The organism is Shewanella sp. 0m-8, from assembly GCF_052977265.1.
In genome coordinates this window covers 1-14,951 of the sequence record NZ_JBRIMB010000005.1, presented here as the reverse complement: position 1 = coordinate 14,951, position 14,951 = coordinate 1, and the positions used below count along the sequence as shown (strand labels likewise).

The following is a 14,951-nucleotide window of genomic DNA, read 5'->3' as shown; positions in this document are numbered from 1 at the left end:
AACAACTGTTTGGTAATTTGAAAAGTTGAGTAAGTTAAAAAAGACTAACTACAATCTAACCATCGGTGACAATTGGCGGCACCTTGTCGCCTTTTACGTTCAAGGTGTTCACAATAAGTCGTCAGCTCTTGTGTATTGCCCACAGGACCTTTGAAGATTGTCGTGAACTCTGCGGTCATTTTAAGCCAGTTTTCAGCCGGAATATTCAAACGATGAAGCAGTTGCTGAGAGGAGTGACTGATCGACCCTCTTTTATCATGCCGTTGGATACGACCTGTATCATCAATCAGTTGAAGGTAATCTTTGGCATTAAACATTAATCCTTTAGGTATGTCTTGATGTTCATTTCCCACAAAAGACAGTAACGAATCTGGCTGCTTCCCTTTCAAGGCTGCTTTTATACGTAATTGAATACTAGTGAAGTCTGAGGTTGCTGGTGAATTAGCCATCCTGGCTCGAATAGGGTTTAAGTCGACATATGCCATGCAAGCCAAGACTGCAGCCTCATCAAGCAGTGCTTGAGACTTAAATCTCCCCTCCCAAAAGCGCCCTTTACACTTATCCTCTGCATTAGCCTTTCGGGCTATGGGTTCGTTCAACGCTCGCATGAACCACGAGATGTCCATCAACCTTATACGGTACTCTTTAACCCGATTGTTGATGATGGCTTGCTGATAGGACTCAAGTGGCTGACCTTTGATAAAAGCCTGATTCAGGCTGTCGCCTTTAAACAGTTTTTGCCATTGCGTGACAACCTCGATATCTGACCAAGACTTCGCTAATTCTGCATCGACCCGTAATACAAGATGCAGGTGATTGCTCATAACCGCAAACGCACAGATATCAATGGCAAACACCTTTGCAAGCTGCAACAAACGTTGTTCAACCCAGTCACGCCTATGCTCATAGGATTGGCCTGTATGCTTATCAACACCACATAAAAATGCCTTTCTAACACAGCGAGATATGCAATGATAAAACGGCGTATCCTCTAAGCTCACTAACGCCATTCTTGGTGTAGGCATAACAAGCTCCTCTATTCAGCCATAACTAAAGCCTAGTAGAGGAAACCTGTAAGCACAATTTTGGGTGTCTTAGTTATTTTCACGCCTATGCTCATAGGATTGGCCTGTATGCTTATCAACACCACATAAAAATGCCTTTCTAACACAGCGAGATATGCAATGATAAAATGGCGTATCCTCTAAGCTCACTAACGCCTTTCTTGGTGTAGGCATAACAAGCTCCTCTATTCAGCCATAACTAAAGCCTAGTAGAGGAAACCTGTAAGCACAATTCTGGGTGTCTTAATTATTGTTTTTAATTATTGTTTCTGGCACGGGGCATAATCACCTCCCATTTCAGCAATCACTAAAGTTTAGTGGTAAGGTGAAAAATGCACAATTAACAATGGGTGGCCTAATTGATCCTATTCCCTGATGCATCACGACGACTCGCTGCGCTTGCTTAATGGTTTCTGGCCTGTGAGCAATGATGACTCGGGTCATTTTAAGCTGTTTAATTTGCTCACTAATTTTGGCTTCGTTGTCGATATCCAGATGGCTAGTCGCTTCATCCATAAACAGCAAACTCGGTTGCTGATACAAAGCTCTAGCCAGCACGATTCTGGGTGTCTTAGTTATTTTTAGTTATTTTCCTGTGTCTTAGTTATTTTATCTTTATTTATTCTTCAATTATCGAAAGTGATAATTGTAGAAAAAACATAACCCAGCCTAATTATTAACATACAAGATAAAAATCCGAAAAAAGCAGATAAAACTGAAGGAGTACCTACAGCTTGCAGGCTAACATCAACCCAATACCAAGTTATAGCTCCAAAAGGCACACCAATAAAACCGCCGGTAATAGTTGGTGTTACTGTAGCCCCACAACTATTACACTCAATTATTTCCCTATAAATAAAAACAAGTCTATGTTTAAAGCTAATTGAGTCACCGCAATTTGGACAATAATTAGTTAACATTTGTCTATCCCTCGCATAATAAATGTAAGGCTCCTATAGAGACCTTACACTTATTAATTAATTAAGAATCAGTTCGCAGCAGGTTCTCCCTTAGCAATCTCTTTTATTTCATCCCAAAGCGCTCCTCCAGCTGTTGCGTGAGTAACAAATCGTACGGCGCTATATGTCCTGTAAGCATGTACGGCATCAACCCCCACCCAATAAAGAGCAACAAAGCCACCATTTACTTTCCGAATTTCTTTCTGTGTTAACTCTTGCATAATATCTTCCTTAATTTAAATTTTAACGTTATGTTTGCCTAAGTTATTAGCAACTTGATTAGAGTTACCAAACCTTAAACAACTGAGCATATGCTTTCACTTAAAACATCACCTTTGATTATCAAATGTACTCTTACAATTGTTGCAGTGCATTTTTAATGGTAAAAGTTGCACACCAAAAAAAAAGAAAATAATTAACAACAATGGAAACAACACTATCGTAGTGATATTCCATGCGATATAAGTCTCTCTAGACCCACAAGAAGGACATTGATCATCAAAGGGAGGTTTCATAATTTAAGCCATTGGAACTGATGGGGTACCAGGCATTGGTAATAAGCTCATCCTAGTTCCAAAAAAAGAGCCCCAGCCACTACCAAACCCAAACCATCCACCACCATTAACCTCTTGGAGCTCTTTTTGTGTTAACTCTTGCATAATATCTTCCCTAATTTAAACTACTTAACGTTATGTTTGCCTAAGTGCTTAGCTGCTCGATAAGAGTTACCAAACCTTAAGCGGCTGACCAAGGGCGCGGTTTCCCGCTAAAGTTGCCGCGCCCTTGCTTTTAACCGATCATTTATTTCGCTCTTTTTGAGCCAAATACCCCATCGTTTAAAATTCTTTTCCCCTTTAGATGTGCTATTGCCCGCCTTCCGCTAATTGCTGCATTTCTTCGGGCGTATACACCTTCCCCTGATGCATCACGACAACTCGCTGCGCTTGTTTTATGGTTTCTGGCCGGTGAGCAATGATGACTCGGGTCATATTAAGCTGTTTAATTTGTTCACTGATCTTGGCTTCATTGTCGATATCCAAATGGCTAGTCGCTTCATCCATAAACAGTAAGCTTGGTTGCTGATACAAGGCTCTAGCGAGCAATAACCGCTGCACTTGCCCACCCGAGAACTGACTGCCCATATCCCCTACTAGCGTGTTATAGCCCATGGTCATCTTACTAATGTCGTATTCAATTGCAGCCAATTGTGCACACTGTTGCATACGTAAATAATTCGGCTCAGGGTCAAAAAAGGTTAAGTTGTCGGCGATAGAGCCCGATAAGAGCGTGTCATCTTGCATCACCGCCGCAATTTGTTGACGGTATTGAGTTAAACCGATTTGAGTGATGTCTTGACCATCGAGCAAGATGCGCCCTTTGGTCGGGGTTAATAGCCCTAACATCAATTTAACTAAGGTGGTTTTACCGCAGCCCGATTCGCCCACAATGGCAACCGACTCGTTGGCATTGATGGTTAACGACACATCGTTAATGACATTGGGCTCGTTATCTGCATAACTGTAACTCAGCCGCTCGAGCGTTAGCTTACCGACCACGTCATTTAGTTGCAGGTTGCTATCACGATTTGCTTCTTGGTCGTGCAGAGCGATATCTGAAATACGGTCAAGGTGCAGGCGCAGCATACGAAACAAAATAAGCTGCTCAATTAAGCTGGCAAAACGTGCTGTTAATTGATTTTTGTAAGCGATAAACGCCAAAACCATACCAATGGTTAAGCCACCACTCATCACAATGGTTGCGGCTAGGTAGATAACGATAATGTTCTCAATACCGAATAGCAGTTTATTGGCAGCATCAAAGCTAATATTGAGCTTGCCTAGGCGAATATCTGCATTTATCACTTCGCTATAGCGGTTTTGCCACACACTTTGTCTTTGTGGCTCGCAGGTGAATAGCTTGATGGTTTGTATACCGCGAATATTTTCTAAAAAGTTAGTCTGCTCTTTGGCGCTTGCTTGAATCGACTCTTCCGTTGCGCGGTGTAATGGTCGATACAGTGCAAGGCGCAATATTGCGTATATGGCAATAGCTGCAACTACGACTAACGTTAGTTTCACGCTATAAACTAACATCATGATTAACACGGCAATTGACATAACACCGTCAACTACGGTTTCCACTAGGCCTGTTGTTAGGCGTTCACGTACCTGAGCCAACGAGCCAAAGCGTGAAACTAAATCACCAATGTGGCGCTTCTCAAAATAGCTCATTGGCAGTTTCAACAGGTGCTGCAATAAGTTCACGCCCATCTGCATATTGAGTAAGCTTGAGACTCTAAGCACCAACCAACTGCGCACACCTGTCGTTACCACATTTATTATGGCTAATAAGCCAAAGCCGATGGCGAGTACCACTAAAAGTGGTTTATCGTGGCTAATCAATACTTCATCGACCACCCATTGCATGTAGTAAGGTGTGACTAGGGCGAATACTTGCAGCAAGATCGATAACACAAATAGGGTGACTAAGGTTTTAGTTAACCCAGTCATTTTGCTCCACAGCTGCGATAATCGCATCTGCTGACGCTCATCTTGTTGCTGAAAGCCCTTTGTTGGCGTAAGTTCAAGCGCAATACCGGTAAAGTGCTCGGTGAACTCTTTTAGGGTTAACTTTCTTTTGCCTAGAGCCGGATCATTAATCGTCACACCTGATTTGGTCACACCTGTAAGCACCACAAAATGGTTCATGTCCCAATGCAGCACGCAAGGCAAAGACAGTTTACCGACCTCTTCTATTGGGCATTTCAGTGCTCGGCTGGCTAGCCCCATATTGTCACTGAGCGCGATGAGTTGCTGTAAGTTCATGCCCTTTAAGTCTGCGGTGAAGCGCTTTCTTAACGCTGCCATATCGAGCTTGTGACCATGAAAGCTAGCAATCATTGCCATACAAGCAAGGCCGCACTCAGCCATTTCCGCCTGCAAAATGAGTGGTACGCGCTTTTTCCCCGAAAACTCTAATAGCTCTATAGGATCGGATGGAGGATTGATGTTATCTGTAGACTTAGCAACCATTAGCCAACCCTCCCTTGCAAGCTATAGATTGGATCCAGTAGCCAATCCAGCAAACTACGTCTATCAAGCACAATATCGGCTTCGAGTAACATACCGCTTTTTAGGGGAAAGCTATCGCCATAAGCCAACATATCTTGCTTAGATAGCTGGGTTCTAATGCGGTATACCGGTTCAGATAAAGCAACGGGCACTTTAGCCTCACCATCAAGCAATAATGCTTTATCGATGCGAGAAACTCGGCTTTCTAAAAATCCAAAACGTTGATAGGGAAAGGCATCGAAACGCAGCCTTGCTTCATCGCCTGATTTAACAAAACCCGCGCTTCGAGTAGGAAGCAGTAACTCAGCAACTAGCTGCGCTCCTTGAGGGATAAGGCTCATTAAGGGGCGATTTGTCGCAATAAACTCTCCCTCGACAATTTGAATTGAGGCAACGGTTCCCGCTTCAGCTGCACGAATAACAAAGCGATAGCTGTTTTCTGTTTCATCAATTTGACGCTTTAGCTCAGAGCGGCGTCTTTCAATATCACCGCCTTTAAGTGCGTATTGGCTAGGTAAAATATCTAATTCAGATAGAGCGCCATTAAGTTGGCTTTGTATTTGTACTTGGTTCGATTTAAGGTTTTCGATTTCTTGTCTTACAGTGATTAGCTTTTGTTGTTGAGATTGATAATCTAGCGTCGATAAGTAACCATCATCGAATAGCTTTTGATGCTGGGCCTGTTGCTTAAGTTGCAGCGCCAATTTTTCAGTTAATAATGCCTCTAAATTTACAAACACATTTAATGCCTGCTTATTATCTGTAATGGAATTTTTTAGACGCTGGGTCTCTTTAGCTAATAAAGACTGGTTAACTTTTTTCTCGGTCGTTAATAAAGTAAGCTGTAGCTTAAGCTCATCTATTAACGACTCACTCAATTCTTCGCCTGAAAGCATGCTGCGACTTAACACTATGGTAGCTAACGGCGAGCCTTTTTTAATGATGTCGCCTTCAGACACATGCAATACATCGATATTGCCACTGCGATTAGCATAGGTTTTAATTAAACCTTTATCTGGCACTAAATAACCACGAACGGTTTCTTTACGAGCGTAATGAGAAAAAGAGAGGAAAAAGATAATGGCGATGATAATAGAAAGCAAAACAGTAGCAGACACATAGATACTTATTGGTTGCGCCAATGACACATCACCATGTAACTTTTGCTTTTGCGCCTCAACGGCCTGCTGACGAAATAACCCTGACATATAACTTCCATGTATTAAAACATTATTTATAGTGTTTGAAATCCGTCTCAAAACACGCCACAACAATTTGGCAACATTCTAAGCAAAAAAACATTTACTGCAACACTGTAATAATGAAAAACATTCACGTTCACTGCCTTAGCTAGCAACTAAGGCTAATATCCCGCAGCAACAGATGAAATAAAATCATTTACTTGTTGATATTGAATTAATAAATGCAACCATAATCTTAGGATATAAAGTGGAAGTGTAATTACCGTTTCACTCATAACTCACAGAAAACACCAATCCCCATCGAAGTTACCGAAGTACGCAGATAAAAATGCCGTATTTTCTTCATCAACTCTTAGGCAGCTGTTGATGTATCTTACAACACCTGTTGTTCCAATGGCCTGCAGCGGGTACTGGACAGGGTGCCCGAATGTCGTGATCACATCGATGTGAATTAACGACCTTATGTGCAGAACTTAGGAGTTCACCCAAAGCAGTGAACCTTTACTTCATTAATTCTTAGGTAACTATTGATGTATCTTCCAATATCAGTGGTTCCAATGGCCTGCAGCCGGCGCATGTGCAGAGGTTAGAAGTTCACCCAAAGCGGAGAACCTTTTCTTCATCAATGCTTAGGAAGCATTTGATGTATCTTCCAACATCAATGGTTCCAATGGCCTGCAGCCGGCGCATGTGCAGACACTTCTTAGGCTCGCTTTTCGTCATCCCTGACCGCTCTGCGAAAACATCCATGTTTTCGAAGGCCTAAGCCGTATCTGCACCGAGTTAGAAAAGCATAATCATTTCACCCATTGAGTTCTCAATAGAAATGCGAGACTGACGTACATACTGAAGCAACAGAAAATACCAAATTCCCCATCGAAGTTGCCGAAGTACGTAGATAACTTTTTACTTTCAAGAATGCCGTAGAGCCATCATGGATGATGGTTCAGGCTCGGGGGGGGCATGGATGTCCCATCTGAGTCGTTAGGTGATTTTTATTGGAGTATGAGGCCCGTATCTAATGCATGTAACTTCGTCGGGGCGGCTAGGACTCTTTATGAAAGAAATGGCCAAGAGGGGGAAGCTGTTACCCTCCTTTTGCCCGAGTGTGAGCTGGAAGCTCACGACTTTGGTCAAGCGCAGCCTGATAGAATTATCAAACGAAGTTTGATTGCTTTAGTCGTTAGACGAAGTCTAACTCCTCCCCTTGCGCCCGCTTGGCGCAAAAACCAAGCAACAAAAAAGGCTATGAACCTAAGCTCATAGCCTTCTTAATCTCAGCATGATTACTTAACAATGCTAACCCTAAACCTCAAGACACTAACTCAAAACACAGCCTTAAGCGTTAATCAGCACCATCAAGTAATGTGCAAATTACTTAGCCAAACACTGCTCAACAAGCGTCTGCCAGTATCTCAGACCAGATACCAAGATATTGTCGTTGAAGTCGTAAGTTGGCTTGTGTAGCGCTACGCTACCACAATCACAGCCTGCGCCGTTACCTACTAGGATGTAACAACCTGGTGCTTCACGTAGCATGAACGAGAAATCTTCACTGATAGTGAATGGCTGACAGCTGCCGTTAACTTTATCTTCGCCAACCACTGTTTCAGCCGCGCGAATCGCGAAAGCCGTTTCAGCTGGGGTGTTGATAGTCGATAAGAAACTGTTGTTAAACTTGTAAGTGTAATCAACGCCTGCAGACATACACTGACCAGCAACGACGCGTTCAAGTGCTTTTTCAATCTTGTTTAACGCGATATCAGTAAAGCTACGAGTATCACCCGTGATAGTCACTTTAGTTGGGATAACGTTAACCGTACCGTTAGTGGCAAACTCAGTTACCGAAATAACTGCAGTTTCATCAATCGCGCTTAGGTTACGCGATACGATCGTTTGGATTGCAGTCACGATTTGCGCGCCAACAACGATAGGGTCAGTGCCCATGTGTGGCATAGCCGCGTGGCCGCCAGTGGCTAGTACTTCGATTTCAAAGCTACTTTCACTTGCCATTACTGAGTGTGGGCGCGTCACAAAGTGACCTGCTTCAATACCTGGTAGGTTGTGCATCGCGTACACGCCGTCGATTTTCCAACGGGTGAATAGGCCGTCAGCGATCATCGCTTTAGCGCCTGTGCCGCGCTCTTCATCAGGTTGGAAGATGAAGTAAACCGTACCGTCGAAGTTTTTAGTTTGTGCCAGCTCGTGCGCTGCAGCAAGTAGCATTGCCGTGTGTCCGTCGTGACCACAAGCGTGCATTGCGCCTTCGTTTACTGATGCGTAATCAAAGGTATTTTCTTCATGAATATGCAGGGCGTCTATGTCGGCACGTAGACCAATTGAACGCTCGCTGTCACCACACTTTAAAATACCTACAACGCCAGTGCCGCCGATACCTGTGTGTACTTCAATGCCAAACTCTTCTAGTTTGCTTGCTACAAATGCTGCAGTCTCGTGCTCTTGGGTACCAAACTCTGGGTGCTGGTGAATGTGATGACGCCACTCGATAACTTTCTGTTCGATATTCATATTCTTTATCTCTTCTAACAAGCACCGGTGACTAGGTCACCGGTGATAAAAATGGTTTTTATTTGCTAACTGAATAACTCAGTTATTGGCTGCGGCAAGGCTTTGGCGCTAAAGGTAATTCAACTTCAACCTCTTCTGCTTTCACCTTGTTCTTGTTACCTAACTTCATGAAGGCAATCATTGAAGTGATAACCACTGCGATTGCGATTAAGCGCATCGGTGTTACCTGCTCACCTAGTGCAAATACCGCTAGGATGAATGAAGACAGTGGCATTAGGTTTAGCGCCATACCCGTACCGTCAACACCTACACGTTCCATACCGTAGATGTAAACTAGGTAGCTCATACCAGAGATACACACACCTAAGATAACGATACACATAATGCGTAGTGGCGAGCTAAATACATTCAATGCAGAGCTAAAGTCAGCGCCTACAACTAGCAGGTACAAACCAAAACCTAGTGCTGCGAATACAAACTGGTGGAACATAGTCGCAACTGAACCGTATTTCTCTGCTAGCTTGGCACGAGCGTAAGCCATTGTTGCAAAGCTTGCTGCTGAGCCGAAACAGATTAGGTGACCAATGTTGAAGCCTTGAGTCTCTGACTGTGGGTCCATCACTAGAATCGCCACACCTAGGAAAGCACCTAGCGCACACATGATTTGCATAACAGTGAAACGCTCACCGTGACGTAAGAAGCCAACACTTAAGATTAGGATTGGGATCAAACCTTGGATCACGCCGTTTTCAGAGGCGGTAATATAATCCAAAGATAGGAATGATAGGAAGCTGAAAGAACCTTGACCAATGATACCGCAACATGCAGCCCAGAAGATGTCCTTACGGTTTTCCCAGTTAAGTTTGAAATCGGCTTTCTTAGTCATCTTGCCCGTTGCAAGACCGATGTTGAAAATCAAACCTAGTGTAATAAATGCAACAGTGTAACGTAACCAAACAAGTACTTGAGGATCCATCACCTCAAGAATAGGCGTACCAACAATCCACGGAATACCCCAAAGTAGACCTACGAAAATAGCAGCCATCCAACCTTTTTGTGTATTAGTCATTATTATTTTTCCAACAATTTGTAATTGGTAGTCAACAGCTTAAGCTGTTTGGTTATTAAGTAGCTTGCCGTAACCTGGGCATTGAGCCACGTTGCCGGTTAGGTGCATTGCATGCCAGAACATTGCAGAGTTGCTGCACACTACTGGGATGCCGAATTTCGCTTCGATCTCTTCAATATAATCAAGTACACGTAAGTTAGTGCATGACATAAATACTAATTCTGCGTCAGAATCTTTTAGCATCTGCTCAAGCGCTGCGAACATTGATTCTTTAGCGACTAGAGTGATGTCGGTATCGCGTTCGATACCAAGTGAACCTAGTGTTACTACGTCAAAATCTGCATCAGTTAACTGCTGGTACAGTGGGTAGTTAACGCTAGTTGGGTATGGAGAGAACACAGCAATCTTTTTCGCATTCAAGTGCTTGAATGAAGCTTTTGCTGCTGTCCATGGGTTAGTCGCTGGGATGTCACCACGGTTTTGAGTCAATAAATCTGCGACTTTTTCTTCACCGATAATGATTGAAGCTGATGTGCAGCCAAATGCCATCACATCCATAGGTAGACCTGTTGCGATCAAGTCAGACGCTTCAACGATTCCGCTAGCGATTTGATCAAGTGCTTCAGGGGTCATTTCGCTTGAGTAGTAGACGCGAGAGCTAAATACGCCTGCTTGTGTGCCGAGTAACTTAGCCCAGTCCATTTCTAAACTGTGGTCAGTGCTTAACTGCACTAAGCCGATGTGTACACGGTTAATTCTTGGTGCCTGCTTGTGTTCAAGCGGCTGTTCAAACGAGGTAAAGGCTTCAAAACTCATCATAATGAGATTCTCTTCAGTATGATTTCTCCAGCTCCCTTTGGAGAAATCATTGGCTATATTAAGTTATTTAATAATCAATAGTTCTGGTTCAGCGCGCTTGCTTAACCACTCTGCACCGTTCTCGGTGATCACGATGTTTTCTTCGTGAACCATAGACTTGCCTGGTGCGTAAACCATGCCTGGCTCTAGTGTCATCACCATACCTGGTACTAATATCGTGTTGTCTGTTGCCGTGTTTGATGGACGCTCAGTTAGCTCGATACCTAGGCCGTGACCTAGACGACCTACGTCGTTACCTAGCGCGCCATTAGCTTCTAGTACTTTCCACATTGCGTTGTAGATATCTGAAGTGGTGTTACCTGGGCGTGCAGCTTCAAAGCCCATAGTGGTTGCTTCGTAAGTTGCGCGGTAAGCGGCTTTAGTTTGCTCACTTGCGTGGCCAAATGCCCAGTTACGGTCAAAATCAGAGAAGTAACCGTCACGTACTGCACCGGTGTCGATGATTAGCACGTCGCCATCTTCGATTACGCGGTCAGTTGGACCCATAATGATGCTGTCGTAACCGTCTTGGCCTGAACCTGCGATGATGTATGGACATTCATCAGCGCCTTCCATCAGCATGTCGATACCGAACTGCTTACAAATTTCACGCTCAGTCATACCGGCTTTGGCATAACCTGGGATTTTGTCGAAACCGACGTTAGTGATACGGCAGATTTCACGCACCTTTTCAATTTCAGTCACTGACTTAACTTGGCGAATGTCGTGAATCGCTAGTGAAACGTCAACGAACTCTTTGCTTACTAAAGTGGTTAACTGTAAGTAGTTAGCAACAGGCATACGTAGGTGAGACTCAATACCTAGCGTGGCACCCACACGACCAAAACGTGAAGGTAGGCTGTTAAGCACGCTAGCTACAATGCTGATACCGTCGTCATCTGGACGTGGTGAAGCCCAAGTGCGGATGTCATCAACCCATGTACCTGCCATGCCGCTTGCACCGATTTCAGGAATAACGGCAATTGGCTTGCCTTCAGCAGGTAGGATTAGAAACCATGGACGAGTCGGGCTGTGCCAGAACTGAGTGTGGAAGCCTGAAAAGTAACGCACATTAGGCTCAGTAGTTAACAGAATCGCATCAACTTCTAGCTCGCGCATCTTCTGCTGAGCTTTAGTTGCACGCATCTCAAATTCTGCTGTTGTAAATCCACGCTGTAATATGCTTTTCATTTTTATCTCCACATCCCACACAACTGGCCTATTTGCCAAAAGGTCACTAAAGTGACCGGAAACCTGTTTTAGTCAACTATCGTTAACTTGGTGCGCATCATACTGTTTGCAGAATTTAAAAATGTGACACATATCTCATAGTCAAAATCTGTTAACTCAAGATGCATCATCAAACTGAAATTTCATGACCAAAGTCAAATATTTTGAACCACAGTTAAATATTACTTGCGTAAAAGTCCTAAAAAACGTCCCATAGTTACATAAAGTTGATTCAAGGGTTGAATTGTTAACTCAAAAAGTTGACAATAACAGCATCTATAGTTCACAAAAGTAATCTGAAATGATCAAAGCGGCAGAACAGGCATTCAAAACAGAATTTACAGCTAGAGATCGTGCGCTACTGCAAAGCTATTTCCATCTAGCTGAAAGCATGGCCGATCTAATAGGGCCTCACTGCGAAGTCGTGATCCATTCTTTAGAAAGCTTTGAACAGTCAGTGGTGAAAATCGTTAATGGTCATCACACCGGTCGAAAAGTGGGCTCGCCGATAACAGATTTAGGCTTAAAGATGCTGCGCCAGTACGAACAAACCGGCGAGCTGACCCCTAAGAGTTACTTTAGTAATAACAAAGGTGGCGAGATGTTGAAGTCGAGCACCTGCATATTACAGGGTGAGAAAGGCAGACCGATTGGCATGTTTTGCGTCAATATGAACTTGTCGTATCCGTTCCCTGAGATTATTAAGACCCTGATGCCAGATACAAGCCAGCATCACAGTTTTGATATGACCGAAAACTTCAGCGCATCAGCTGGAGATGTGGTTGAGCAAGCGCTAAACCACGCGATTTCAGAAGTTGAAGCTGATACCAGCGTTAACCTGAAAGGTCGCAATAAAGCTATTACTAAGGTGTTGTTTGATAACGGCATCTTTGAATTAAAAGAAGCAACTAACATTGTTGCTAACCATTTAAGTATTACCAAACATGCGGTGTACAAGTACATCCGTGAATTTAAATCCTAATTATCGAGATAACAACGCTATGAAAACTGTAATCCATACTGAAAATGCTCCTGCTGCAATTGGTCCATACTCTCAAGCTCTTGCTTTCGACAAGTTAGTATTCACCTCAGGTCAGCTACCACTAGATCCTGTGACTATGGCTTTCGTTGAAGGCGGCGTTAAAGAGCAAGCTTACCAATCTCTAAAGAACCTTAAAGCGGTTCTAGAGCAAGCTGGCGCAGGTACTGACACCGTACTTAAAACAACTTGTTTCCTAGCTAACATGGAAGACTTTGCTGTTTTCAACGAAGTTTACACTGAAGTATTCGGTACTGAAGCAGCTCCTGCTCGTTCTTGTGTACAAGCTGCTCGTCTTCCAAAAGACGCGTTAGTTGAAGTTGAAGCAATCGCCTTCATCAAATAATTTAGTTTTAAAGTAAGCCCTGCTGTCCACTTACCTTTAGTGAGTGGACAAATGCCTCCTTGTTCATAATTTATAGTGGTTACCATGCTAAAGCTGACTCAAAATGATTTCTTTAACGGCGAGACTTCTGATCTTTTTACAGCTCAGATCGCTGAACAAACTCGTCAATTCCACCAGCAGATCGAAGCTTACCAACCGACTCCGCTTATCTCTCTAGAGCAGCTAGCGGCGCGTCTTGGTGTTAAAGCGATTCTGGTTAAAGACGAATCTTACCGTTTCGGTCTAAATGCTTTTAAAGTACTGGGTGGTTCTTACGCTTTAGGTAAGCAACTTGCTGAGCACTTAAATGTAGATATCAGTGAAATTGATATGAAAACCGTAGCAGCTAAGTTAAGCGAGCCATTGGTTTTCGCTACAGCAACTGCTGGTAATCACGGAACAGGTGTTGCCTGGGCTGCACGTGAAATGGGTCAAAAGGCTGTTGTTTACATGCCAAAAGGTTCATCTCAAGCAAGTGTGACTCGCATTAAGAACTTGGGTGCTGAGTGTATCGTTACTGACTGTAACTACGACGATACGGTACGTATTGCTAACCAGACTGCAACTGAAAATGGTTGGATGCTAGTGCAAGATACCGCTTGGGAAGGCTACGACAAGATCCCAACATGGATCTCGCAAGGCTATATGACTATGGCTGTTGAAGCGCAAGAGCAAGTTGAAGCTATGGGCCTTAAGCCGACTCACCTAATGCTACAAGCTGGTGTTGGCGCTATGGCTGGCGGCCTATTAGGCTACTTCGCTGACAAAGTTGGCGCAGCTAACTTCAAGACTATTATTGCAGAGCCTGCAAAAGCGGATTGTATCTACAACTCAGGCATTAAAGGCGAAATGGTTGCTGTTACTGGCGAGCTAAACTCTATCATGGCAGGTCTTGCATGTGGCGAGCCTAACCCTGTGACTTGGCCAATCCTAAAGCAGTGCAGCAGCTTCTTCGCATCAGTTGAAGACGAAGTGACTGCAACAGGTATGCGCGTGCTTGGTAACCCACTAGCTGGCGATACTAAAGTGGTTAGCGGTGAGTCAGGCGCACTAACGCTAGGTCTACTTTACATGCTAGCAAGCCGAGAAGAGTACAGCGAGTACCGTACACAGCTTGGCCTAGACCAAGATGCGGTTATCATGCTGTTCAGCACTGAAGGCGACACTAACCCAGACCGTTACCGTCAAATCGTTTGGGAAGGCATGCACAGCACTGCTAAATAAATTCACTGAATTTAGATGACAAAAAGCCGCTTAACTGCGGCTTTTTTGTTATTAAAAGAAAGGACGGACTACGTCCTGATAGGTCCTAGGTTCTAGGTTCTAGGTCCTAGGGCGTTCGCAGGCTCACAGCGTAAAGATAGAGCGCTCACAGGCTCACTTCTAGAACGGTACTGGAGACTGTAACTAACTTTGTGTAACTGCTTATCAAACTGTACTCTAAAAAGAGTCAAGGATAGGCATATACTCATGAACATAAAAGATATTGAAGCTTTTGCTAAAGAAGCAGCTAAAAGTATTAAAACACCTGAAGACTTAAATCAA

Annotated in this window: 13 protein-coding genes and 2 pseudogenes; 3 read left to right on the top strand and 12 right to left on the bottom strand. The window is 43.7% G+C overall.

What is annotated here, in order from left to right; all coding sequences use genetic code 11:
* Positions 1 to 44: 44 nt before the first annotated feature.
* The 12 genes and pseudogenes from ACVBIO_RS03680 to ACVBIO_RS03625 form a co-directional block, all read right to left on the bottom strand.
* Complete coding sequence (locus tag ACVBIO_RS03680) at positions 45 to 1,025, bottom strand: transposase (protein WP_447171997.1); 981 nt, start codon at positions 1,023 to 1,025, stop codon at positions 45 to 47.
* A gap of 78 nt (positions 1,026 to 1,103) precedes the next feature.
* Positions 1,104 to 1,238 (bottom strand): annotated as a pseudogene (locus tag ACVBIO_RS03675) (transposase); the annotation flags it as partial.
* A 123-nt stretch (positions 1,239 to 1,361) separates the two neighbouring features.
* Positions 1,362 to 1,628 (bottom strand): annotated as a pseudogene (locus tag ACVBIO_RS03670) (hypothetical protein); the annotation flags it as partial.
* 62 nt (positions 1,629 to 1,690) lie between these two features.
* Positions 1,691 to 1,984, bottom strand: a complete 294-nt coding sequence (locus tag ACVBIO_RS03665; protein ID WP_447171996.1) for a hypothetical protein — start codon at positions 1,982 to 1,984, stop codon at positions 1,691 to 1,693.
* Between the two features lie 68 nt (positions 1,985 to 2,052).
* Positions 2,053 to 2,244: a hypothetical protein gene (locus ACVBIO_RS03660; protein ID WP_447171995.1), complete on the bottom strand. Its 192-nt coding sequence runs from the start codon at positions 2,242 to 2,244 to the stop codon at positions 2,053 to 2,055.
* Positions 2,245 to 2,541: 297 nt separating this feature from the next.
* Positions 2,542 to 2,682 carry a bacteriocin gene (locus tag ACVBIO_RS03655; protein WP_447171994.1) on the bottom strand — a complete coding sequence of 47 codons (141 nt, stop codon included), beginning with the start codon at positions 2,680 to 2,682 and terminating at the stop codon, positions 2,542 to 2,544.
* Between the two features lie 204 nt (positions 2,683 to 2,886).
* Complete coding sequence (locus ACVBIO_RS03650) at positions 2,887 to 5,055, bottom strand: peptidase domain-containing ABC transporter (protein WP_447171993.1); 2,169 nt, start codon at positions 5,053 to 5,055, stop codon at positions 2,887 to 2,889.
* Positions 5,055 to 6,302: an HlyD family secretion protein gene (locus ACVBIO_RS03645; protein WP_447171992.1), complete on the bottom strand. Its 1,248-nt coding sequence runs from the start codon at positions 6,300 to 6,302 to the stop codon at positions 5,055 to 5,057. The genes ACVBIO_RS03650 and ACVBIO_RS03645 overlap by 1 nt, the downstream gene beginning before the upstream one ends.
* A gap of 1,368 nt (positions 6,303 to 7,670) precedes the next feature.
* Positions 7,671 to 8,825: a M20 aminoacylase family protein gene (locus ACVBIO_RS03640; protein ID WP_447171991.1), complete on the bottom strand. Its 1,155-nt coding sequence runs from the start codon at positions 8,823 to 8,825 to the stop codon at positions 7,671 to 7,673.
* Positions 8,826 to 8,907: 82 nt separating this feature from the next.
* Complete coding sequence (locus ACVBIO_RS03635; RefSeq protein ID WP_447159038.1) at positions 8,908 to 9,894, bottom strand: DMT family transporter; 987 nt, start codon at positions 9,892 to 9,894, stop codon at positions 8,908 to 8,910.
* 39 nt (positions 9,895 to 9,933) lie between these two features.
* Positions 9,934 to 10,713, bottom strand: coding sequence for a maleate cis-trans isomerase family protein (locus ACVBIO_RS03630; protein ID WP_220782605.1), 780 nt, complete (start codon positions 10,711 to 10,713; stop codon positions 9,934 to 9,936).
* 63 nt (positions 10,714 to 10,776) lie between these two features.
* Positions 10,777 to 11,943, bottom strand: coding sequence for a M24 family metallopeptidase (locus ACVBIO_RS03625; protein ID WP_447159039.1), 1,167 nt, complete (start codon positions 11,941 to 11,943; stop codon positions 10,777 to 10,779).
* Positions 11,944 to 12,283: 340 nt separating this feature from the next.
* Here ACVBIO_RS03625 and ACVBIO_RS03620 point away from each other — a divergent pair, with 340 nt between their 5' ends.
* The 3 genes from ACVBIO_RS03620 (at position 12,284) to ACVBIO_RS03610 (ending at position 14,630) form a co-directional block, all read left to right on the top strand.
* A complete protein-coding gene (locus ACVBIO_RS03620; RefSeq protein WP_447159040.1) occupies positions 12,284 to 12,964 on the top strand; it encodes a helix-turn-helix transcriptional regulator in 681 nt (226 codons plus the stop codon).
* A gap of 19 nt (positions 12,965 to 12,983) precedes the next feature.
* Positions 12,984 to 13,367, top strand: a complete 384-nt coding sequence (locus tag ACVBIO_RS03615; RefSeq protein ID WP_012157267.1) for a RidA family protein — start codon at positions 12,984 to 12,986, stop codon at positions 13,365 to 13,367.
* An 84-nt stretch (positions 13,368 to 13,451) separates the two neighbouring features.
* Entirely contained in the window at positions 13,452 to 14,630 is a 1,179-nt protein-coding gene (locus ACVBIO_RS03610; protein WP_447163085.1) for a diaminopropionate ammonia-lyase, read from the top strand.
* Positions 14,631 to 14,951 lie beyond the last annotated feature (321 nt).

Bases quoted from the DNA above. Each gene is read 5' to 3' on its own strand.
- ACVBIO_RS03640 (WP_447171991.1), bottom strand. From the start codon at position 8,825: ATGAATATCGAACAGAAAGTTATCGAGTGGCGTCATCACATTCACCAG.
- ACVBIO_RS03635 (WP_447159038.1), bottom strand. From the start codon at position 9,894: ATGACTAATACACAAAAAGGTTGGATGGCTGCTATTTTCGTAGGTCTA.
- ACVBIO_RS03615 (WP_012157267.1), top strand. From the start codon at position 12,984: ATGAAAACTGTAATCCATACTGAAAATGCTCCTGCTGCAATTGGTCCA.
- ACVBIO_RS03645 (WP_447171992.1), bottom strand. From the start codon at position 6,302: ATGTCAGGGTTATTTCGTCAGCAGGCCGTTGAGGCGCAAAAGCAAAAG.
- ACVBIO_RS03625 (WP_447159039.1), bottom strand. From the start codon at position 11,943: ATGAAAAGCATATTACAGCGTGGATTTACAACAGCAGAATTTGAGATG.
- ACVBIO_RS03610 (WP_447163085.1), top strand. From the start codon at position 13,452: ATGCTAAAGCTGACTCAAAATGATTTCTTTAACGGCGAGACTTCTGAT.
- ACVBIO_RS03650 (WP_447171993.1), bottom strand. From the start codon at position 5,055: ATGGTTGCTAAGTCTACAGATAACATCAATCCTCCATCCGATCCTATA.
- ACVBIO_RS03680 (WP_447171997.1), bottom strand. From the start codon at position 1,025: ATGCCTACACCAAGAATGGCGTTAGTGAGCTTAGAGGATACGCCGTTT.
- ACVBIO_RS03660 (WP_447171995.1), bottom strand. From the start codon at position 2,244: ATGCAAGAGTTAACACAGAAAGAAATTCGGAAAGTAAATGGTGGCTTT.
- ACVBIO_RS03620 (WP_447159040.1), top strand. From the start codon at position 12,284: ATGATCAAAGCGGCAGAACAGGCATTCAAAACAGAATTTACAGCTAGA.
- ACVBIO_RS03630 (WP_220782605.1), bottom strand. From the start codon at position 10,713: ATGATGAGTTTTGAAGCCTTTACCTCGTTTGAACAGCCGCTTGAACAC.
- ACVBIO_RS03655 (WP_447171994.1), bottom strand. From the start codon at position 2,682: ATGCAAGAGTTAACACAAAAAGAGCTCCAAGAGGTTAATGGTGGTGGA.
- ACVBIO_RS03665 (WP_447171996.1), bottom strand. From the start codon at position 1,984: ATGTTAACTAATTATTGTCCAAATTGCGGTGACTCAATTAGCTTTAAA.